The organism is Mesorhizobium sp. M1143, from assembly GCF_040318435.1.
Taxonomy (GTDB): domain Bacteria; phylum Pseudomonadota; class Alphaproteobacteria; order Rhizobiales; family Rhizobiaceae; genus Mesorhizobium.
Genome location: NZ_JAMYMJ010000069.1, coordinates 1 through 20625 on the forward strand (window position 1 = coordinate 1; position 20625 = coordinate 20625).

Below are 20625 nucleotides of genomic sequence, written 5' to 3' on the forward strand. Positions count from 1 at the left end.
CCCCCCGCCCGCCTCCCCTGGGCGCCCGTTGTCGCTGGGGGTGTTTTTTTTCTAAAACCCCACCCCCCCCTGGCCCCGGGTGGGGGGGGGGGGGGTGCCTCGCGCCAACCCCTCAATACGGGCTCGCTACATCCCCGGTCTCGACATACACCGCCTTCAGCTGCGAATAGAGCGCTAAAGCCGCCAGCGAGTTCTCGCGCCCAATGCCGGATTGCTTCACCCCGCCAAACGGAATTTCCACCGGCGTCAGATTGTAGGCGTTTATCCAGCAGGTGCCGGCCTGCAGTTCGGCGATCACCCTATGAGCGCGCTGCAGGTCGCGGGTGAAGACGCCGGCGGCGAGGCCGAATTCGGTGTCGTTGGCGCGGTCGATCACCTCGTCCTCGCCGTCGAACTTCAGCACGCTCATCACCGGCCCGAAAATCTCCTCGCGCGCAATGCGCATCGTATCGGTGACACCAGTGAACACGGTTGGCTCGACAAAGAAGCCGCCATCGAACCCTTGCAGCGACGGCACGTTGCCACCGCAGGCGAGCGTTGCTCCATCCTGCCTGCCGGCCGCGATGTAGGAAACGACCTTCTCCTGCTGCGCCTTGTTGACCAGCGGCCCCATCTGCGTCTCAGGATCGAGCGGATCGCCGATGCGGATCTTTTTCGTCCGCTCGACCAGCCGGTCGACGAAGCGGTCATGGATGCCGCTTTGTACGAAAACACGCGTGCCGTTGGAGCAGATCTGCCCGGTCGAATAGAAATTGCCGAGCATGGCGCCGCTAATGGCGTTTTCGAGGTCGGCGTCGTCGAAGACGATCAGCGGCGACTTGCCGCCGAGCTCCATCGTGGCATGCTTCATCTTCGAACCGGCGAGCGACAGCACCTTGCGGCCGGTCGGCACCGAGCCGGTCACCGAAACCTTGGCAACGACATCGTGGCCGACGAGGCCGGCGCCGACATCGCCATAGCCTTGCACGACGTTGAACAGCCCGTCGGGCAGGCCCGCCTCTGAGTAGATCTCGGCCAGCGCCAGCGCCGACAGCGGCGTGTTCTCCGAAGGCTTGAATACCATGGCGTTGCCCATGGCGAGCGCCGGGGCGGATTTCCAGCCGGCGATCTGGATCGGATAGTTCCAGGCGCCGATGCCGACGCACACACCGAGCGCCTCGCGGCGCGTATAGGCAAAAGGTCCACCAAGATCGATCGCCTCGCCGTTGAAGGCGGCAACCGCGCCGCCGAAATATTCGAGGCAGTCGGCAGCCGACGGCGCATCCGCCACCAGCGTTTCCTGGATCGCCTTGCCGGTGTCGAGCGTCTCGATCCGCGCCAGATCGGCGTTGCGCGCGCGCAAAATGTCGGCGGCGCGGGGCCGGCTGCGGCCCCGCGCGACCGGCTTCATCCGCGCCCAGGCCGGTTGTGCGGCCCGCGCAGCTTCGATGGCGAGTTCCAGCACGTTCGGCGTCGCCGAATGCAAGGTGGCGATGATCTCGCCGGTCGCCGGATAGATCACCGGCAGCGGCGCGCCGCCTTCGTCCTCGATGTAGCGGCCGTTGACATAGTGCGATGCCGTTGGCTGGGCGCGCATATGAATTCTCCAATGGTCTTGGCCGGACAATGCCCTATCGATCCGCCACCTGCCAGCGCGGATTGATCCAGGGTTCCTGGTTGGATGGCGCCAGCGGCGTGCGGCCGAGAATGTGGTCGGAGGCCTTTTCGCCGGTCATGATCGAGGGCGCGTTGAGATTGCCATTGGTGACGCGCGGAAAGATCGAGGAGTCGGCGACCCGCAACCCGTCGATGCCGATGACGCGGCACTCCGGATCGACGACGCTCGTGATGTCGTCGGCCCGACCCATCTTGCAGGTGCCGCACGGGTGATAGGCGCTCTCGGCATGATCCCGGATGAAGGCGTCGAGATCCTCGTCCGACTGGACATGCGAACCCGGCGAGATTTCCTTGCCGCGGAAGCCGTCAAAAGCCTTCTGGCCGAAGATCTCGCGAGTCAGCCTGATGCAGTGGCGGAACTCGGCCCAGTCGTCTGGATGCGACATGTAATTGAAGCGGATCACCGGTGCCGCTTTCGGGTCGGGAGAGCGCAGCGTCACCGAGCCGCGCGACTTCGACCGCATCGGCCCGACATGGGCCTGGAAGCCATGGGCCCTCGCCGCCGCCTTGCCGTCATAGCGCACCGCAGCCGGGATGAAGTGATACTGGATGTCGGGGTAGTCGACGCCGGCCTGCGAGCGCACGAAGGCCGCGGCCTCGAAATGGTTGGTGGCACCGAGGCCGGTCTTGAAGAACAGCCACTGCGCCCCGATCAGCGCCTTGGAGAATGGGTTGAGAACCGAATTCAGCGTGATCGGCTGGGTCGATTCCTGCTGGATGTAGAGCTCCATATGATCCTGCAGATTGCGGCCGACACCGGGCCGGTCGGCCACGACCTGGATGCCGTTCTCCTTGAGATGCGCGGCCGGGCCGATACCGGATAGCATCAGGATCTTGGGCGAATTGATCGATGATGCGGCAACGATCACCTCACGTCGCGCCTTAACGACCTGAATCTGTTTGTGAGCTTCGACCTCGACTCCGACGGCACGCTGATTCTCGATGATCACCCGGCGGGCGAAGCCTCTGATCACGCTGACATTTTGCCGCTTGAGCGCCGGCTTCAGATAGGCTGACGCCGCCGACCAGCGGCGGCCGCCGCGAATGGTTTGCTCCATCGGTCCGAAGCCTTCCTGCTTCGAACCGTTATAGTCGTCGGTCAATTCAAAACCCGCCTGACGGCCGGCTTCGACAAAGGCGCCGTAGAGCGGATTCTTTCGCAGGCCGCGCTGGACGTGCAGCGGGCCGCCGTGGCCGCGCCAGCCGTCCTCGCCGCCGTCACTGTCCTCCATGCGCTTGAAATAGGGCAGCACGTCGGCGAAGCCCCAGCCGGCGGCCCCCTGTTCGGCCCAGTGGTCGAAGTCGCGTGCGTGGCCCCTGACATAGACCATGCCGTTGATCGAGGACGAGCCGCCGATCACCTTGCCGCGTGGCGTCGCCAGCACGCGGCCGCCGAGATGCGGCTCCGGTTCGCTGGCAAAGCCCCAGTCGTAAAGGCTCATGTTGAGCGGGATCGACAGCGCCGACGGCATCTGGATCAGCGGCCCGATATCGGTGCCGCCGAACTCGATGACGATGACCGAATGCTTGCCGTCTTCCGACAGCCGGTAGGCCATGGCCGAGCCGGCCGAGCCGGAGCCGATGATGACGAAGTCTGCTTCAAGCATGGTTCACATGCGCCCATCGTTCATATGCGAAATAAAATCGGCGAGAGAGACATTGCCGCCGGTAGCCACAACCAGGACGGTTTTACCCGCCACATCCACCTTGCCGCCGAGCAGCGCCGCCAGCGACGCTGCGCCTGACGGCTCAAGCACCAGCTTCATCCGCTCGAAGGCGATCTTCATCGCTCGCCTAACCGATTGGTCGTCGACGGTGATGCCGCGCACGCCGGCGGTCTTGACCGCCGCGAACGGCGCGTCGCCCGGCCGCCGCGACATCAGCCCGTCGCAAATCGATTTCGGCGCGATCGGCATGGTCTCGATGGCGCCATGCGCTAGCGATGCACCCATGCCGTTGAAGCCTTCCGGCTCGACGCCGATGATCTCGGTTGCTGGCGACAGATAGTGGAAGGCGAGCGACATGCCGCCGATCAGTCCGCCGCCGCCGACCGAGCAGAACAGAAGGTCGGCACTGGCGTCCTTTGCCTCGAATTGTTCGAGCGCTTCGAGCCCGGCGCCAGCCTGGCCGGCAACGATCTCCGGATCGTCGAATGGATGCAGCAACGCCAGCCCTTCGGTCTCGGCAATCTCGCGGGCCTTGGCGGCTGCGACCTCTTCACGGGCGCGCTCACCATGATCGGTCAGCACGACGCGCGCGCCATAACCTGCCGTCGCATCGCGTTTGGCGGCCGGCGCGTCGATCGGCATGACGATGGTGACGGGAATGCCGAGCGCCTGGCCGGCAGCCGCCAACCCTTGCGCGAAATTGCCGGATGAGTAGGCGACGACGCCTTTTCTGGCCTCATCCGGCGACAGCCGCTTCAACCGCCAATAGGCCCCGCGCACCTTGAACGATCCCGCCCATTGCAGCGATTCCGGTTTGATGAAGACGCGGGCCGCACCCGTCTCCTTGGCCAAGGCTGTCGATTCCAGCAAAGGCGTGATCTGCGTCGCCTTCGACGTCACGGCATAGGCCTGTCTGAGGTGCTCGAGGGAGGGGACAATTGTCATCATTCGCCTCGCGGAAAGCGTTTCTGTTCCTCGAGATTGTCGAGGTTCATGTGGTTGCGCATGTAGCGTTCCGACGCCTTCTGCAATGGCTGGAACTCCCAGGGGTAATGCGTGCCGTTGCGCAGCGCGGGATAAACCACCCAGCGCCGCGCCTGGCTGACGCGCACCGCGGCATCGAATGCCGCCATGTCCCAGCGCGCTCGCACGGCTCCCGTGAAGGCCGCCACCAGATCGGCATGCGCCGGATCGGTGGCACGATTGGTGCGTTCTTGCGGATCGGCTTCGAGATCGAACAGAAGCGGCGGGTCGATCTCGCAATGGATGAATTTGTAGCGGCCGTCGCGGATCGCCACCAACGGCGCGTTGGAGCCCTCGGCGGCATATTCCATCAGCACCGGCGCGGTGCGCTGTCCGCCATCAAGCAACGGCAGCAGCGACTGGCCATGGGTCCACGGTGCGATCGCGGAGATGTCGATGCCGGCGAGATCGCACAGCGTCGGCGTCACGTCGAGGTTGGAGACCGGCGCCTCGATCAGCCCTGCAGGGATGCCTTTGCCGGCGATCATCAAAGGCACTCGCGCCGAGCCCTCGAAAAAATTCATCTTGAACCACAGGCCGCGCTCGCCAAGCATGTCGCCATGGTCGGAGCAGAACAGGATGATGGTGTCGTCCAGCATGCGCGTTCGCTCCAGCACTGACATCAACTCGCCGACCTTGTCGTCGAGATAGGAGATGTTGGCGTAGTAGCCGCGCCGCGAGCGGCGGATCTGCTCCGGCGTGATGTTGAAACTGTCGTAGTCGCTGGCCCGGTAAAGCCGTTGCGAATGCGGGTCCTGATGGGCATAGGGGATGAATCCCACCTCCGGCTCAAGCGCCGGACAGTCTTTATAGAATTCCCAATATTGCCGCCGTGCGACATAGGGGTCGTGCGGGTGGGTGAAGGAAACCGTGAGGCACCAGGGCCGGCTGGCCTCGTCCTCGGAGGTGCGGGCAAGATCGTAGAGTTTTTGCACCGCGTGGAAGGCGACCTCGTCGTCATACTCCATCTGGTTGGTGATCTCGGCAACGCCGGCGCCGGTGACCGAGCCCAGATTGTGATACCACCAGTCGATGCGCTCGCCGGGCTTGCGGTAATCCGGCGTCCAGCCGAAATCGGCGGGATAGATGTCGGTGGTCAGCCGCTCCTCGAAACCGTGCAACTGGTCAGGGCCGACGAAATGCATCTTGCCCGACAGGCAGGTGTAGTAGCCGGCGTTGCGCAGATGATGCGCATAGGTCGGGATCGAGGAAGCGAATTCGGCGGCGTTGTCATAGACCTGGGTGCGCGACGGCAATTGCCCGCTCATGAAAGCGGCGCGGCCCGGCGCGCAAAGCGGCGAGGCCGTGTAGTTGTTGCCGAAGCGCGCCGAGCGTGCGGCCAGCGCCTTGAGATGCGGCACATGCAGGAAGTCCGCCGGCCCGTCCGCAAACAGCGTGCCGTTGAGCTGATCGACCATGACGATCAGGATGTTGGGTCGCCTTGATATCTCTGAGGCTGTCACTGTGTCTGTCGCCCGCCGAGTTTGATTTCGAGATAATCTTCGACCAGCGCGATCGCGGTTTGAGCATCCGGCACGCCGTCCTTCAGCGCGCGCCTGATGTACAGCCCGTCGATCATCGCCGCGACCGCTTCCGCCGCGCGGTCGGCTTCGGTGCGCGGCAGTATGCCGGTCAGTCCGCTCATCAGGTTCGAGTGCAGCCGCCGCGCATAGACCCTGAGCAGCCGGCGCAGGGCCGATGATTTCTGTGCCTCGACATAAAAGGCGAGCCAGGCCGCGATGGTTTCCGGCCGGAACTGGATGTCGGAGAAGTTGACGGCGACCACCGCCGAAACGCGTTCGCGCGGCGAGCCGGCGGATTGCAGGGCGCGCCGCATGTCGATGGTCAGTTCGGCCAGAATGTGCCGCATTGTCGCCAGAAGGAGCTCGTCCTTGGCGCCAAAATAATGATGGGCGAGGGCCGAGGACACACCGGCACGTCCGGCGATCTCCGACATGGTCACATCAAGCGAGCCGCGCTCGCCGATCGCCGAGATCGTCGCGTCGATGAGCGCCTTGCGGCGCAACGGTTCCATTCCGACTTTAGGCATGATGTTCCCGGCTTTTGCGGCGGAGATTATTTTTTATTGACGCGTCAATCAACAAAAAACGATCCGATTGGAACCTGCACCAAGCGATTGTCGGCTTGCGGCCCTTTTCGATGCGGGCGGGATTGTTTATATTTGAACAATAAAGGCGAAGTGCGCCATTTGCCCACATGTTAGGCTGGCGCCAAGGATGGAGACCGCCATGACCGCATGCATCGTTGGCTGGGCGCATTCGCGCTTCGGCAAGCTGGAAGGCGAGACGCTGGAAGGCCTGATCACCAAGGTCGCGGTCGACGCGCTCGACCATGCCGGCATCGGCCCGGATGAGGTCGACGAGATCGTGCTCGGCCACTTCAATGCCGGCTTTTCCCCACAGGATTTTACCGCCAGCCTGGTGTTGCAGGCCGACGACCGACTGCGCTTCAAGCCGGCGACGCGGGTCGAGAATGCTTGCGCCACCGGTTCGGCCGCGGTCCGGCAAGGCATCCGCGCCATCGACGCAAACGCTGCCCGCATCGTGCTGGTGGTCGGCGCCGAGCAGATGACGACGACGCCCGGGCCTGAGATCGGGAAGAACCTGCTGAAAGCTTCCTATCTGCCGGAGGAGGGCGACACGCCGGCCGGCTTTGCCGGCGTCTTCGGCAAGATCGCGCAGGCCTATTTCCAGCGTTATGGCGACCAGTCGGACGCGCTGGCGATGATTGCCGCCAAGAACCACAAGAACGGCGTCGACAATCCGTACGCGCAGATGCGCAAGGATTTCGGCTACGAATTCTGCCGCCAGGAAAGCGAGAAGAACCCCTTCGTCGCCGGTCCGCTGAAGCGCACCGACTGCTCGCTGGTCTCCGATGGTGCAGCCGCCCTTGTGCTGACCGACACCTCGACGGCGCTGAAGATGCGCCGCGCCGTCGCCTTCCGCGCCAACGAGCATGTCCAGGATTTCCTGCCGATGTCGAAGCGCGACATCCTGTCCTTCGAAGGCTGCGAACAGGCCTGGAACCAGGCGCTGAAAAAGGCCGGCGTGACGCTCGACGATCTCTCCTTCGTCGAAACACATGACTGCTTCACCATCGCCGAATTGATCGAATATGAGGCGATGGGCCTGGCCAAGCCCGGCGAAGGCGCCAGGCTGGCGCTGGACGGCACGACGGCCAAGGACGGCAGGCTGCCGGTCAATCCTTCGGGCGGGCTGAAGGCCAAGGGCCATCCGATCGGCGCCACCGGCGTGTCGATGCACGTCTTATCTGCCATGCAGTTGACGGGCGAGGCCGGCGGCATCCAGGTGCCGGGCGCAAAGCTCGGCGGCATCTTCAACATGGGTGGCGCTGCCGTCGCCAACTACGTTTCCATTCTCGACCGGATCAGGTAGAAGCGGCCCGTATTTTTGGGGCGTGGTGATGACAAATCCGGTTCTGGTCGAGGTCTTGCGCGGCGCGATCGTCGAGAGCGTCCATCGCGGCGCTGTCGCAATCTTCGACGGTGACGGCAAGCCTGTCCTGGAGATCGGCGATACGGCGCGGCCGGTGTTTCCGCGCTCGGCGGTCAAGGCGATCCAGGCGCTGCCGCTGGTTGAAACGGGTGCTGCCGATGCGTACGGCTTGGGCGACCGCGAACTGGCGCTGGCCTGCGCTTCGCATTCGGGCGAACCCGCGCATGTCGAACTGGCGCAGGCGATGCTGGCCAAGGCCGGGCTCGACAAGTCGGCGCTGGAATGCGGCGCGCATTGGCCGTCGAGCCACGACGCGACGATCGCACTGGCCCGCACAGGCGTCTCGCCGAACGCACTGCACAACAATTGCTCGGGCAAGCATTCCGGATTTCTCTGCACCTGCGTGCACTCAGGGATTGCCCACCAAGGCTACGTCAAGGCAGGCCATGGTTTGCAGGAGATGGTGCGCGACGCCATGCAGGCGGTGACCGGCGCTGCCCACGATGCGGATCACCGGGCAACCGATGGCTGCTCGATTCCCACCTATGCCGTGCCGCTGAAAAGTTTTGCCCTTGGCTTTGCCCGCATGGCGACGGGCAGGAGCTTTGGCCCTGAGCGCGCCAAGGCGGCCAAACGCCTGCTGTCTGCCTGTATGGCCGAGCCTTTCCTGGTCGCCGGCACCGGCAAAGTGGATGTGGCGCTGATGCAGGCCGCGCCCGGCCGCATATTCGTCAAGACGGGCGCCGAGGGTGTCTATTGCGCTGCCGTTCCGGAGCTTGGCCTCGGCATCGCGCTAAAATGCGATGACGGCGCCGGCCGCGCCGCCGAGGTGATGATTGCCACTGTGCTGGCAAAACTTCTCAGCGCCGACGGCGCACTGGCGGCGAACCTTCTGGAGCGGGCCAATCCTCCGATCGAAAGCCGCATTGGCGCCAAGGTCGGCTCGCTGCGGCCGACGACGACGCTCAGCTGACCCTGTTTCGCTCGACCGTCAGGTGCGCATAGCCGCTATCGCTCGACCGCGCGAGGTCGCCGGTCGCCGGTTCGGCCCAGCGCTGGCCGATGATGGCGCCGTTCTTGGCGCCGTCGATGACGTTGTCGGAAATGATGGCGTTTCCAGCGCCTTCTACCACAGTGACGGCGATGCCGGTTCCGGCCTGACGGATGATGTTTCCCGTCGCCACAACATTGCGCATATAAGCGCCCCAGCCGATCTGCATGCCGTAGAGCGGCGCGTTCTCGATGACATTGCCCGAGACGGTGGTGTCGGCCTCGACGCTGATACCGACGCCGAAGCCCGGCGCGTCGGCGGGGTAGGGGCCGGTGGTCGAGAGGTTGCGCATGATGTTGTTTGAGCAGACACCCATACGGCCGCCGTCGTTGAAATTGACGATCGAGATGCCGTTAGCGGCACCATCGACGATGTTGTTGCCGATGATGGCGCCTTCGAAGGAGAATTCGGAATAGAGCGCGGTTTCGCCCGACCGCGAGCAGGTGTTGCCGGTCATCTGCAGATTGCTGGAACTGTTGGCGCGGATCGCCGAGAAGGCGCAGTCCGAGACGATGTTGCCGGTGACCGAGACATTGCCGGCACGGAAGGCGTTGATGCCATTGCCGTTCTGCCCGGTGCCGCCGCCGCGCGCGCCGATCCGCTGCACGCGGTTGCCGCTGACGATCGTGCCGTCCTCGGCCTGCTGCCAGCGATGCACAAGAATGCCGCCATTGCCACAGTCGGATACGGTGTTGTCGGATATCGCCAGGCCAGCGGCCTCGACGGAGTAGATGCCGGCGTCCGCAGCCCCCGAAATCTCGGACCGCTCGATGCGGCCCGACGCATGCTCCAGCGCCAGCCCATGCTTGCCGCTGCCGGTGATCGTGCAATTGTCAATGACGAGATGGGCGACGCGGCGCAGGTCGAGCAGGCCTTGCGCATCGTCGGCCAACCCGCCGTTGGCGCCGTCGAAGACCAATGCGGTGAACTCTATATGCTCGGCCTGTTCGGCCGTCAGCAAATGGCCATTGCCGCCATAGAGGATGCGCGAGGCGCCCGGCACGCCCGAAAGCCTGACGCGGGCGGGCAGGGTCAGGTTGGACACGACATAGGTGCCCGGCGGCAGGAACACCGGCGCATTGCGCTGGCTTGCCTCGGCTAGCATCGTGGCGAAGGCCTTGCTCTGGTCGTCCGGTGCGTCCGGCTCCACGCCAAGCTCGGCGGCATTGATCGAGCCAAGCGCTGCCGTCTTCGCCAAGGCGTTGTCCAGCGAAACGCCGAGCACCGCAAAGCCGACAGTCCCCTTGAGAAGCGTTCGTCTGTTCAACATCGGCACAGATCCCTGCGATGAAATGGTTCTTCGCAGGAATTGGGCCAGCCGCATAGGTCTCCGCTCGGCGATAGTCCGACCAATGACCGGGTCCGCCAAGTGGCTTGTACAGTCGCCGAAGCGGGCCTAAGTTTATCCGATGAGCAGGGCTTTCACCCGCGAGGAAGACAGCGAAAACGCCATTGCCGGCATCGGCGAGCGGCCGATCAGCCAACACCGCAATCTGGTGACGGAGCGCGGCCTGGCGATGATCGAGGACAATCTGGCCGATCTGCGCGACATTTTGGCGAAAGCCGAGCGAAAAGCCGATCGCGAGCGCATTGCCGTCGTCTCGCGCGACCTGCGCTACTGGACAGCGCGCCGCGAAAGCGCCGAGCTTTCCGTGCCGGAACCGGGCAGCGACCAGGTGCGCTTCGGCATGGGTGTCACGCTGGAAAGCGATGACGGCAAGAAAGTGCACTGGAAGATCGTCGGCGAGGACGAGGCCGACCCCTCAAAGGGCAGCATCTCACACGTCTCGCCAATGGCCGTGGCGCTGTTCGGCAAGAAGGTCGGCGACGTCGCAAGCGTCAACGGCAAGGAATGGGAAATTGTCAAGCTGTCGGACGCCTGACGCCAGCTCACCCTATTTGCACAGCCAGCTTTCGCAACGCGGGCTCATACTTGTCCATGACATCGCGAGCAGCACGTATTTGCCGTTCGACGTCGTCACACGGCACCGGCCTTAGGATGATGCCGTCGTGGTTTCGATGATCTGGAGTTCATCGCCCACTTGCAGGCTCAAGCTGTCGAGCGTTTCCCGCGGCAGGATTACAACGCCCGATCCGTCCTCAAGTCCGTGAATGATGGTGTTCATAGCCATACCATAGGTTGCGCCCGATATTGTAACGCAACTTTGATAAGCAGTGCAACTGTTTCAATCAGCTCGCCAGCAGCCGGTCCAGCAACCGATCCGCAGCCTCCGGGATAACCGTCCCTGGCGGGAAGATTTCCGCGGCACCCGCTTCCAGCACTGCGCCGTAATCCTGCGGCGGGATGACGCCGCCGACGACGATCAGCATGTCGGGGTGGCCGAGTTTCTTCAGCGCATCGCGCAATTCGGGGATCAGTGTCAGGTGCCCCGCCGCCAGCGACGAGGCGCCGATGATATGGACGTCCTGCGCCACCGCCAGCCTGGCGATCTCGTCGGGTGTCTGGAACATCGCGCCGACCGTGACGTCGAAGCCGAGATCGGCGAAGGCCGTGGCGATCACCTTCTGGCCACGGTCGTGGCCGTCCTGTCCCATCTTTGCGACCAGGATGCGCGGCTTGCCGCCGGACTTCTTCTCGAAAGCTTCGAGCTTCTCCAGCAATCGGCCGACCGTCAGATTGTCGCCAAGCGCATTGCGATAAACGCCGGAGATCGTTTGCACCGAGGCGACGTGACGGCCAAAGACCTTTTCCAGCGCCAGCGAGATCTCGCCGACCGTGGCATAGGCGCGCGCGGCGCGGATGGCAAATTCCAGCAGGTTTCCGTTACCCTGCGCAGCGCGGGTCAGCGCATCGAGCGCGCTCTCGACCGCGCCGACATTGCGCGTGCCTTTGAGGTTCTGCAGCTTCGACAACTGTCGGGCCCTGACCTCGGCATTGTCGATCTTCAGCACGTCGACCTCGATGTTGTTCTCGGGGCGATGCGCGTTTACGCCAACCAGTATCTGCTCGCCGGAATCGATACGCGCCTGCGTGCGCGCCGCCGCTTCCTCGATGCGCAGTTTTGGAATGCCCTGTTCGGTTGCCGCCGCCATGCCGCCAAGCGCCTCGACCTCTTCGATATGGGCGAGCGCACGCGCCGCCAGATCATGCGTCAGCCGTTCGACATACGCCGAGCCGCCCCATGGATCGATGATGCGGGTGGTGCCGGATTCCTTCTGCAGGATCAACTGCGTGTTGCGGGCGATGCGCGCCGAGTGGTCGGTCGGCAGCGCCATCGCCTCGTCGAACGAGTTGGTGTGCAGCGACTGGGTATGTCCCTGCGTCGCCGCCATCGCCTCGATCATGGTGCGGGTGATGTTGTTGTAGGGGTCCTGCGCCGTCAGCGACCAGCCGGAGGTCTGGCAATGGGTGCGCAGCGACAGCGAGCGTTCATCCTTCGGTGCAAAATTCTTCTGCATCAGGGTCGCCCACAACATGCGCGCCGCGCGGAGCTTGGCGATCTCCATGAAGAAGTTCATGCCGATCGCCCAGAAGAAGGAAAGCCGCGGGGCGAAACGGTCGATGTCGAGCCCGGCGGCGACGCCGGCGCGGGCATATTCGATGCCGTCGGCGATGGTGTAGGCGAGCTCCAGGTCCGCGGTCGCGCCGGCCTCCTGCATGTGATAGCCGGAGATCGAGATCGAATTGAACTTCGGCATGTGCTGGGAGGTATAGGAGAAGATGTCAGACACGATCCGCATCGAGGGCTTCGGCGGATAGATGTAGGTGTTGCGGACCATGAACTCTTTCAGAATGTCGTTCTGAATGGTGCCGGCGAGATCCTTCTGCGCGACGCCCTGTTCTTCGGCCGCAACGATATAGAGCGCCATGATCGGCAGCACCGCGCCATTCATGGTCATCGACACCGTCATTTCGTCGAGCGGGATGCCGTCGAACAATTGCCGCATGTCGAGGATGGAATCGATGGCCACGCCCGCCATGCCGACATCGCCTGATACACGCGGATGGTCGCTGTCATAGCCGCGATGTGTGGGCAGATCGAAAGCGACCGAAAGGCCCTTTTGGCCGGCGGCGAGATTGCGCCGGTAGAAGGCGTTGGATTCCTCGGCCGTCGAGAAGCCGGCATATTGCCGGATCGTCCACGGCTGCTGGACATACATGGTCGGGTAGGGACCGCGCACGAAGGGCGGCATTCCCGGATAGGTGTCGAGATGCGGCAGCCCCTTGAGATCGCCCTGGCCGTAGAGATGCTTGACGGCGATGCCTTCCGGCGTCAGCCGCTGGCCCTTGACCTCGACCGGCGCGCGCCGTGGCGCCGACCAGCCAATGTGGCTGAAATCCGGGATCACTGTGCGGCTCCGATTGCCTGGTCGATGCGGACGGGAAACAGCGCCTCGCACACCGCCACGCCCTCTGTGAAAGGCGGCCGCCGCTCAGCCGCCAGCGTCTCAACCGGGGCATCGTTTTTCAGCGGGTAAAGCGTGGTGCCGATGATTGCCCGTTCACCCGACCGGTAGGCCTCGGCGCGGCGCTCGGATGCTGCCTTCACGCGCTTCTGGATATGCCCTTGCTGCAGGCTTGCCAGAACGCCGCCTTCCGCTTCGATCCGCTGGAACTCTTCCCACGCCGCTTCGCACAGGCCCAGGGTCAGCGCCTCGACTGCGCCCGACCCAAATGCTGGGTCGGCGACATGGTCGATATGGCTTTCATTGGCCATGATCAACTGCGCATTGCGGGCGATGCGGCGGGCAAAGCCGGCCGGCAGGCCGAGGGCGATGGTGTGTGCCAGGATGGAGATCGAGTCCGCGCCGCCTGCTGCCGCTGCAAAGCTGGCGATGGTGGTGCGCAGGATGTTGGTTTCGGGATCCGCCGCCGTCATCATGCGGAACGACGTCTCGGCATGGATGTTGGCTGTCGATGCCGGGATGGAACAGGTTTCCTGGATGCGCGCCCACAGCCTGCGCAAGGCCCGGACCTTGGCCATGGACAGGAACTGGTTCTGGTCGACGCTCAGCGCAAAGCCGATATGGGGAGCGGCATAGACAAGCGGCTGGCGCGCATCCTCGAACATCCTGAGGTAGGACACGGCGGAAGCGAGCATGGTGCCGAGTTCCTGCGCCTCCGTGGCGCCGGCATTGTGGAACACCCGCCCGTCGGCCTCCAGCAGCACACCCGGCACGCCCAGCGAGAAGAAATGCGCCAGCGATTGCGGCATCGATGCCTGCAACGCCTCGATCGACATGCGCAGCCGGCCGGTTCCGGCAAAGATTGCCGCCGGGTCGATGCCGAAGGAGAGGTTCAGCTTTGCCGGGTCGGAGCGGCGCTTGCTCAGGAACGCCACCAGCCAGTCGGCGACGGCACGGCTCCAGGGATGGGCGTCGATGCGGATCTGCGTGCGGTTGAGCGGTACGCCATCCAGCACCGTTTCCAGCGCCTGCGCCGTCCTCGGCAGGCCATAGCCGAACGCATTCGGAGCACCTTCGAAGACAAGCGACAATCCCGTCGCGCCTTGTGCCACATCGTCCAGGGCCTGCGCCTTGGCGCGGCCGATATCGGGATCGTCAATGCGCTGGCTGACAATCCAGGGCAATTTGGGGTTGGCGCGCACAAGCGGCTCGGCGCCGCCAGCGCGATCGTAGAGCGGTTCGATGCGAATCTGATCGTCGGTATGCGAGACTAGTTTTTCCTCGAAGGAGGCGCCGGCGAGCGCCTTTTCGGCCAAGGCCAGCCAACGCTGGCGCTCGACGTCAGCGGGTTCGACACTCCTGGTCAAGGCTCCGGCGCCCATCCATGCTCCTCGTTTTTATGCGGCCGCACCAGCGTCAGCCGTCCAGTCTACGGTTCCCTGCCCGATATCGCAATGCAATGCGCCTGCGACGGCTGGATTCGATGTCTTGGATATAGGGCAGCCTGCGTGGACGAACCATGAACGATTGCCAAACAGCGGCAAAATCCGCAAGTTCCAAAAACCGATTTGGAGGATCGGTTCAATTTAGACGATTGGCCCAATCTGGATGAATAGCCAACTGGATGGATAGCCCAATTGGAGAATAGCATTGTCGCTGCGCAATGGCCTGACTATACCCTGCGGCAAGGCCACAGGCTTTTAACACATCGGTTTGCGGAGACATGGCCATATGGCTGACGACACCAGCATTTTCCTCGGCGCCAGCCGCAAGCCCGACGACAGCTATCAGCGCGCCGAACAGCTCTTGCTGCAATATGGCAACCGCCATGGCCTGATCACCGGCGCCACCGGCACCGGCAAGACGGTTAGCCTGCAGATCCTGGCCGAGGGGTTTTCCAATGCCGGTGTGCCTGTGTTCTGCGCCGATATCAAGGGCGACCTGTCCGGCATCGCCATGATGGGCAAGGCGCAGAATTTCCTGGTCAAGCGGGCCGAGCAGGTCAAGCTCGACCCTTACGACTTCCAGGAATTCCCGGTCATCTTCTGGGATCTGTTCGGCGAGCAGGGTCACCCGATCCGCGCCACCGTCTCGGAAATGGGGCCGCTGCTTCTGTCGCGGCTGATGAACCTCTCCGAAGCGCAGGAAGGCATCATGAACATCGCCTTCCGCATCGCCGATGAGGATGGCCTGCTGCTGCTCGACATGAAGGATCTGCAGGCGCTGCTGGCCAACATCGCAGCGCGCGCCGACGAGATCAGTTCGCGCTACGGCAATGTCACCAAGCCGTCGGTCGGCGCAATCCAGCGCACGCTTCTCGTGCTGGAACAGCAGGGTGCGGCGCATTTCTTCGGCGAACCGGCTTTGCGCATCGCCGACATCATGCGCACTACCCGCGACGGCCGCGGCGCCATCAGCGTGCTCGCTGCCGACAGGCTGATGATGAACCCCAGGCTCTACGCCACCTTCCTGCTCTGGCTGATGTCGGAGCTGTTCGAGGAATTGCCCGAGGTCGGCGATCCCGACAGGCCGAAGCTGGTGTTCTTCTTCGACGAGGCGCATCTGCTTTTCGACGAGGCGCCGAAGGTGCTGATCGACCGCGTCGAGCAGGTGGTTCGCTTGATCCGCTCCAAGGGCGTCGGCGTCTATTTCGTTACGCAGAACCCCTTGGATATCCCTGAAAAGGTTCTCGCCCAGCTCGGCAACCGTGTGCAGCACGCGCTGCGCGCCTATACGCCGCGTGAGCAGCAGGCGGTCAAGACCGCCGCCGACACCTTCCGGCCCAATCCCAATTTCGACTGCGCCACCGCCATCACCCAGCTCGGCACCGGCGAGGCGCTGGTCTCGACGCTGGAGGTCAAGGGCGTGCCGTCCATGGTGCAGCGGACATTGATCCGGCCGCCGTCGTCCAGGCTTGGCCCGATCACGGCGGACGAGCGCCGCAAGCTGATCGACCAGAGCCCGGTCGCCGGCCAGTACGACCAGACCATCGACCGCGAATCGGCCTTCGAGATGCTGCAGAAGAAAGCCAGGGATGCGCAGGACGAGCAGGCGCAGCAGGCCGACAGCGGGCGCTCGCGCTGGACCATTCCGGGCTTCGGCAATGACGATCCGCCGCCGCAGCAATCAGGCGGTCGCCGGCCCCCTGCGCCAAGGCCGTCCAACCGCCAGACGGTTGCCGAAGCCGCGATCAAAGCGGTGGTGCGCTCGGTCGGCTCGTCGGTCGGCCGCGCGATCGTGCGCGGGATTCTGGGCAGCCTGTCCAGGGGTCTGTAAAAGGCATCAGCCCGCAAGAATGCCGCATGGCGGGCACCTAACCGAAACGGTTGCTCGGTCGGCCTCGTTCTCCCGGCCGGAGCGCAAAAACGCCGCCCTCGTTCGGATGCGCGTCAAGGTGCTCCGCCGTCATCGTGAAGCGCGCCGAGGTGACGAACAGCGTATCGAGTTTGGCGCCGCCAAAGGCGCAGCTTGTCGGCCAGGAGCAGGGTAGTTCGACGATCCGATCCAGTAGGCCGTCCTGCGCGATGCGAGCAAGGCAGCTGCCGCCGACGACCCGGCAGTTCCAGATGTAGCCTTCGGCGTCCATGCAGGAGCCGTCGGGCAGGCCCCGCTCGAAGGCCCCGAAAAACCGGCGCCGGTGTTCAAGCCGCCATGCGGTCCTGTCCCAAGCATAGCTGTAGAGTTCGTTCTTCATTGTGTCGGCGGTGATGAAGCGACCGTCCGGTGTCCATGCCATGGTGTTGGTGATGCCAAAGCGGTCGTCGGACAGGCGCGTCACGCGGCCGTCGGGAGCAACCCGAAACAGCTGCCCGGCCTCCTGCGCGATGGCGACGGGCGTATCATCCGGTCCGATGTTGTTGGCCATCGTGCCGACCCAGAATGACCCATCGGGCGCGATGACGCCTTCATTCAGCCGGATGTCGGGTCTGTCCGGCTCGATCGTCGCAATCGTTCGGAACTTCCCGCCGAAGTCCCACAAGGCAATCTCGTTCCTGAGGCCGACAATGGCGCCGCCATCGGTGCGCAGCCCGATCGAGGTGACCAGATCGGGTGTCTCCCAGGACTCGTGAACTGAGGTCAGCGGATCCAGTCTGTGGATCCTGCGGCCGATAATGTCGATCCAGACCAGCCGGTCGCAGCGGTCGTCCCAGATCAGGCTCTCGCCGACGACATCACGCGCATCGAAGAGCAGGCCAGCGTTCATATCGTCCATGCGGTTCCTCCAGACCAGCGCATCCAGAACACGCTTGACATATATCTTTCGGATGAATTATCAGCAACTGAATAACAACCTGTCATACAGGTTTAAGGGAGAGACATGCAGGATCCGACGGAGGCAGCGGCTGAGCCGAATCCCGGCCTTGTGAGCACGGCGATCCAGGCAATCACCCAGCACATCCGCTCGGAGGGCCTTGCGGCCGGCGATCCGCTGCCCAGCGAAGCGGCCATGACGCGCCAGCTCAATGTCTCGCGAACCGTCGTGCGCGAAGCGTTCCGGTCGCTTTCTGCAATGCGCCTGATCGACATGAGCGCCGGGCGCCGCGCCACCGTCGCCAAGCTCGACACCGGCGCCATGTCGATGGTGATCGAGCACGGCATCACCACGCAGCAGATCAGCGTGCATCAGGTCTATGATGTCAGGCGCACGATCGAGATGCGCACCGTGGCGCTGGCGGCGCTCCGCCGCACCGAGGCGGAAGCCGCGGCAATCGCGCAATCCGCCAGGCTGATGCGTGAGAATTTCCAGCACCCTGAGATCGTCATGGAGCACGACATCGCCTTTCACGAGGCGATCGCGGCGGCCTCGCACAACCCGGTCTTCTCGCTGATCGTCACCGCCTTCAGCGGGGTCACGCGCCGCACCTGGGTGATCGGCTGGCGGACACGCTCCTCCAGCGAAGACCAGCTCAAGATGATCAAGGGGCACGAGGACATAGCCGAGGCGATCCTCAAGGGCGATCCGCGGCTCGCCGTCGAGCACATGGCGCAACATTTCGACAAGAGCGTCAAGGCGCTCCTCGACGCGGGAATCGCCTGACATGAAGATCACCGCGATCGAGACCATTCGCATCGAGGAGCGGCCCAACCTTCTCTGGGTCGAGGTCCATACCGACGAGGGCATCACCGGGCTCGGCGAGACCTTCTTCCTGTCGCGCACCGTCGAAGCGTATCTGCACGAATATGTCGCGCCACGCGTGATCGGCCGCGATCCGCTCGAGATCGACCTTTTATCCGCCGACCTTGTCGGCTATCTCGGCTTCCGCTCCAGCGGCGCGGAGGTGCGCGGAAATTCGGCCTTCGACATCGCGCTGTGGGACATTTTCGGCAAGGTCACAGGCCAGCCGATCGCTCAGCTTCTGGGTGGCTTCAGCCGTCGCTCCATCCGCACCTACAACACCTGCGCCGGCACCGAATACATCAAGGACGCCAAGGGCCAGACGACGGCCAATTACGGCATCGGCGCCGGGCGCGACTACGACGATCTCAACGGCTTCCTCAACCGCGCCGGCGAGTTGGCCGAGGAACTGCTCGAGGACGGCATCACTGCCATGAAGATCTGGCCGTTCGATCACGCCGCCGAAAAGACGCGTGGCAATGACATCTCGGCGGCCGACCTGAAATCGGCGCTGCAGCCGTTCGAGAAGATCCGCCGCGCCGTCGGCGACAAGATCGACATCATGGTCGAGTTCCATTCGATGTGGCAGCTTTTGCCGGCCATGAAGATCGCCGGCGCGCTGAAACCTTATGCCACTTATTGGCACGAGGACCCGATCCGCATGGACAGCCTCGGCGACCTGAAACGCTACGAGGCGGTGAGCCCGGCGCCGATCTCGGCCTCCGAGACACTGGGCAGCCGCTGGGCCTTCCGCGACCTGCTCGAAACCGGGGCTGCCGGCATCGTCATGCTCGACATCTCCTGGTGCGGCGGCCTGTCGGAGGCGCGCAAGATCGCCGCGATGGCGGAGGCCTGGCGACTGCCGGTCGCGCCACATGACTGCACCGGTCCGGTCGTGCTCGCCGCCTCGACGCATCTGTCGCTCAATGCGCCCAATGCGCTGGTGCAGGAGAGCGTGCGCGCCTTCTACCGCACCTGGTACCGGGACCTGGTGACGGCGCTGCCGGAAGTGAAGAACGGCATGATCACCGTGCCGCCTGGACCGGGCCTGGGGCTGGCGCTCAACCCCGACCTCGGCAAGGCCTACACCGTCCAGCGCCGCGTCTCCGACAAGACCGACATCTAGGAAATCCAAAGGGAGGAATTGAAATGAGAAAACTGACTGCAACACTTCTGCTTGGCGTCGCTATCTTCGGCGCCCAGACCGCCGCGCGTGCCAACGGGTTGAACATCGTCTTCACCCACCATTCGTCGGCATCGAACACCTTCTGGCAGGCGGTGAAGAAGGGTTTTGACGACGGCTGCGCCAAGGTCGAGGCCAGCTGCAACATGGTCTTCACCCAGACCGAGGGTTCGATCGAACAGCAGGTCGCCAACATGCGCGCGGCCCTTGCCGCCAAGCCCGACGCGCTGCTGACCTCGATCGTCGACGACCATGCTTTCGATGACGTCATCAAGGAGGCGCGCGATGCCGGCGTGCTCGTGATAGCCGTCAATGTCGACGACACCGAAGGCGCCAAGGGCAATGCGCGCCAGGCCTTCGTCGGGCAGGGCTTCAAGCCGGCGGGCTATTCGCTCGCCAAGGCTATATCCGAAAGCTTCCCGAAGGATGGCCCGATCAAGGTGCTGGTTGGCATCTCGGCGCCCGGCCAGAACTGGTCCGAGAGCCGTGGCGCCGGCGTGATGCAGTTCCTTGAGGAATACAAGGCGGCGCATGCCGACCGCGATGTGTCGTGGGAGCGCATCGACAGCGGCACCGACCTTGCCGTCACCTCCGACCGCGTCGGCGCCTATCTCAACGCCCATGCGGACACCACCGCCTATTTCGACACCGGATTCTGGTGCGCCGGTGTCGCCCGCGTGCTGCAGGATCGCGGCGTAGCGCCGGGCAAGGTCCTGCTCGGCGGTTTCGACCTGGTGCCCGAAGTGCTGCAGCAGATGCAGAAGGGCTACGTGCAGGCGCTGGTCGACCAGCAGCCCTACATGCAGGGCTTCATGCCGGTGATGGAGGCCTATCTCAACAAGAAGATCGGCCTGGCGCCTTCCGACATCGACACCGGCCAGGGCATCGTGCGGCCGAACGAAGCCGATGCGATCATGGCGCTTTCCGCCCAGGGGATGCGCTGACAGCGCAGCGCCGATGAGCGGTTTTGGCTAGGCGGCGGCCCCGGCCCGCCCCGGGCGCCCCACCAGGTTGAATTACAGGGGGCAGGCGGTGGGGGTGGGGTGAACACCCCTAGGGGCAAACCCGGGCTGGGGCGGGGGGGA

General features: G+C 64.1%; 17 protein-coding genes. 7 read left to right on the plus strand and 10 right to left on the minus strand.

Going from position 1 to position 20625, the window contains the following annotated elements; genetic code table 11:
* Positions 1-112: 112 nt before the first annotated feature.
* From betB to betI, 5 genes are read right to left on the minus strand one after another with little or no spacing between them, the layout of a single operon-like run.
* On the minus strand, positions 113-1576 hold the full coding sequence (gene betB, locus NKH35_RS28315; RefSeq protein ID WP_352917097.1) for a betaine-aldehyde dehydrogenase: 1464 nt from the start codon (positions 1574-1576) through the stop codon (positions 113-115).
* A gap of 34 nt (positions 1577-1610) precedes the next feature.
* Positions 1611-3263, minus strand: coding sequence for a choline dehydrogenase (gene betA / locus NKH35_RS28320; protein ID WP_352521893.1), 1653 nt, complete (start codon positions 3261-3263; stop codon positions 1611-1613).
* Positions 3264-3266: 3 nt separating this feature from the next.
* A complete protein-coding gene (locus NKH35_RS28325) occupies positions 3267-4271 on the minus strand; it encodes a threonine/serine dehydratase family protein (protein ID WP_352521892.1) in 1005 nt (334 codons plus the stop codon).
* The gene (betC, locus tag NKH35_RS28330) at positions 4268-5794 is read right to left on the minus strand and encodes a choline-sulfatase (RefSeq protein WP_352521911.1); all 1527 of its coding nucleotides are present in this window, start codon (positions 5792-5794) and stop codon (positions 4268-4270) included. The genes NKH35_RS28325 and betC overlap by 4 nt, the downstream gene beginning before the upstream one ends.
* Before the next feature lie 11 nt (positions 5795-5805).
* Complete coding sequence (betI, locus tag NKH35_RS28335) at positions 5806-6396, minus strand: choline-binding transcriptional repressor BetI (RefSeq protein WP_352521891.1); 591 nt, start codon at positions 6394-6396, stop codon at positions 5806-5808.
* A 199-nt stretch (positions 6397-6595) separates the two neighbouring features.
* Between betI and NKH35_RS28340 the strand changes: the two genes are divergently transcribed.
* Together NKH35_RS28340 and NKH35_RS28345 are read left to right on the plus strand one after the other, a co-directional pair.
* Positions 6596-7762 (plus strand): acetyl-CoA acetyltransferase, encoded by a 1167-nt coding sequence (locus NKH35_RS28340; protein WP_023698158.1) that lies wholly within the window; start codon positions 6596-6598, stop codon positions 7760-7762.
* 28 nt (positions 7763-7790) lie between these two features.
* Complete coding sequence (locus NKH35_RS28345; RefSeq protein ID WP_023735549.1) at positions 7791-8795, plus strand: asparaginase; 1005 nt, start codon at positions 7791-7793, stop codon at positions 8793-8795.
* Here NKH35_RS28345 and NKH35_RS28350 read toward each other — a convergent pair.
* Entirely contained in the window at positions 8788-10143 is a 1356-nt protein-coding gene (locus NKH35_RS28350; protein ID WP_023698160.1) for a TIGR03808 family TAT-translocated repetitive protein, read from the minus strand. The genes NKH35_RS28345 and NKH35_RS28350 overlap by 8 nt on opposite strands.
* A 139-nt stretch (positions 10144-10282) precedes the next feature.
* Between NKH35_RS28350 and greA the strand changes: the two genes are divergently transcribed.
* Positions 10283-10756: a transcription elongation factor GreA gene (gene greA / locus NKH35_RS28355; RefSeq protein WP_023670749.1), complete on the plus strand. Its 474-nt coding sequence runs from the start codon at positions 10283-10285 to the stop codon at positions 10754-10756.
* Between the two features lie 111 nt (positions 10757-10867).
* Here greA and NKH35_RS28360 read toward each other — a convergent pair whose 3' ends face one another.
* From NKH35_RS28360 to NKH35_RS28370, 3 genes are all read right to left on the minus strand, one after another.
* Positions 10868-10999, minus strand: a complete 132-nt coding sequence (locus NKH35_RS28360; RefSeq protein WP_023732052.1) for an AbrB/MazE/SpoVT family DNA-binding domain-containing protein — start codon at positions 10997-10999, stop codon at positions 10868-10870.
* Positions 11000-11063: 64 nt separating this feature from the next.
* Entirely contained in the window at positions 11064-13184 is a 2121-nt protein-coding gene (gene scpA / locus NKH35_RS28365) for a methylmalonyl-CoA mutase (protein ID WP_023821052.1), read from the minus strand.
* Positions 13181-14623 (minus strand): methylmalonyl-CoA mutase subunit beta, encoded by a 1443-nt coding sequence (locus NKH35_RS28370; RefSeq protein WP_023727664.1) that lies wholly within the window; start codon positions 14621-14623, stop codon positions 13181-13183. The genes scpA and NKH35_RS28370 overlap by 4 nt, the downstream gene beginning before the upstream one ends.
* A 349-nt stretch (positions 14624-14972) precedes the next feature.
* Between NKH35_RS28370 and NKH35_RS28375 the strand changes: the two genes are divergently transcribed.
* Complete coding sequence (locus tag NKH35_RS28375) at positions 14973-16517, plus strand: helicase HerA-like C-terminal domain-containing protein (protein ID WP_352917099.1); 1545 nt, start codon at positions 14973-14975, stop codon at positions 16515-16517.
* 37 nt (positions 16518-16554) lie between these two features.
* Here the strand turns inward: NKH35_RS28375 and NKH35_RS28380 are convergent, their stop codons facing one another.
* Entirely contained in the window at positions 16555-17454 is a 900-nt protein-coding gene (locus NKH35_RS28380; RefSeq protein WP_023732048.1) for an SMP-30/gluconolactonase/LRE family protein, read from the minus strand.
* Between the two features lie 105 nt (positions 17455-17559).
* Between NKH35_RS28380 and NKH35_RS28385 the strand changes: the two genes are divergently transcribed.
* The 3 genes from NKH35_RS28385 to NKH35_RS28395 are packed head-to-tail and all read left to right on the plus strand — an operon-like array spanning position 17560 to position 20484.
* Positions 17560-18279 (plus strand): FadR/GntR family transcriptional regulator, encoded by a 720-nt coding sequence (locus tag NKH35_RS28385; RefSeq protein ID WP_023732047.1) that lies wholly within the window; start codon positions 17560-17562, stop codon positions 18277-18279.
* Between the two features lies 1 nt (position 18280).
* Positions 18281-19483 carry a mandelate racemase/muconate lactonizing enzyme family protein gene (locus NKH35_RS28390; protein ID WP_023702214.1) on the plus strand — a complete coding sequence of 401 codons (1203 nt, stop codon included), beginning with the start codon at positions 18281-18283 and terminating at the stop codon, positions 19481-19483.
* Between the two features lie 23 nt (positions 19484-19506).
* Positions 19507-20484, plus strand: a complete 978-nt coding sequence (locus tag NKH35_RS28395) for a sugar ABC transporter substrate-binding protein (RefSeq protein ID WP_023692778.1) — start codon at positions 19507-19509, stop codon at positions 20482-20484.
* The last annotated feature ends 141 nt before the right edge of the window (positions 20485-20625 follow it).

Coding starts and splice junctions, on each gene's coding strand:
- betB (WP_352917097.1), bottom strand. CDS start 1,576: ATGCGCGCCCAGCCAACGGCATCGCACTATGTCAACGGCCGCTACATC.
- betA (WP_352521893.1), bottom strand. CDS start 3,263: ATGCTTGAAGCAGACTTCGTCATCATCGGCTCCGGCTCGGCCGGCTCG.
- NKH35_RS28325 (WP_352521892.1), bottom strand. CDS start 4,271: ATGATGACAATTGTCCCCTCCCTCGAGCACCTCAGACAGGCCTATGCC.
- betI (WP_352521891.1), bottom strand. CDS start 6,396: ATGCCTAAAGTCGGAATGGAACCGTTGCGCCGCAAGGCGCTCATCGAC.
- NKH35_RS28340 (WP_023698158.1), top strand. CDS start 6,596: ATGACCGCATGCATCGTTGGCTGGGCGCATTCGCGCTTCGGCAAGCTG.
- NKH35_RS28345 (WP_023735549.1), top strand. CDS start 7,791: ATGACAAATCCGGTTCTGGTCGAGGTCTTGCGCGGCGCGATCGTCGAG.
- NKH35_RS28350 (WP_023698160.1), bottom strand. CDS start 10,143: ATGTTGAACAGACGAACGCTTCTCAAGGGGACTGTCGGCTTTGCGGTG.
- greA (WP_023670749.1), top strand. CDS start 10,283: ATGAGCAGGGCTTTCACCCGCGAGGAAGACAGCGAAAACGCCATTGCC.
- NKH35_RS28360 (WP_023732052.1), bottom strand. CDS start 10,999: ATGAACACCATCATTCACGGACTTGAGGACGGATCGGGCGTTGTAATC.
- NKH35_RS28370 (WP_023727664.1), bottom strand. CDS start 14,623: ATGGGCGCCGGAGCCTTGACCAGGAGTGTCGAACCCGCTGACGTCGAG.
- NKH35_RS28375 (WP_352917099.1), top strand. CDS start 14,973: ATGGCTGACGACACCAGCATTTTCCTCGGCGCCAGCCGCAAGCCCGAC.
- NKH35_RS28380 (WP_023732048.1), bottom strand. CDS start 17,454: ATGGACGATATGAACGCTGGCCTGCTCTTCGATGCGCGTGATGTCGTC.
- NKH35_RS28385 (WP_023732047.1), top strand. CDS start 17,560: ATGCAGGATCCGACGGAGGCAGCGGCTGAGCCGAATCCCGGCCTTGTG.
- NKH35_RS28390 (WP_023702214.1), top strand. CDS start 18,281: ATGAAGATCACCGCGATCGAGACCATTCGCATCGAGGAGCGGCCCAAC.
- NKH35_RS28395 (WP_023692778.1), top strand. CDS start 19,507: ATGAGAAAACTGACTGCAACACTTCTGCTTGGCGTCGCTATCTTCGGC.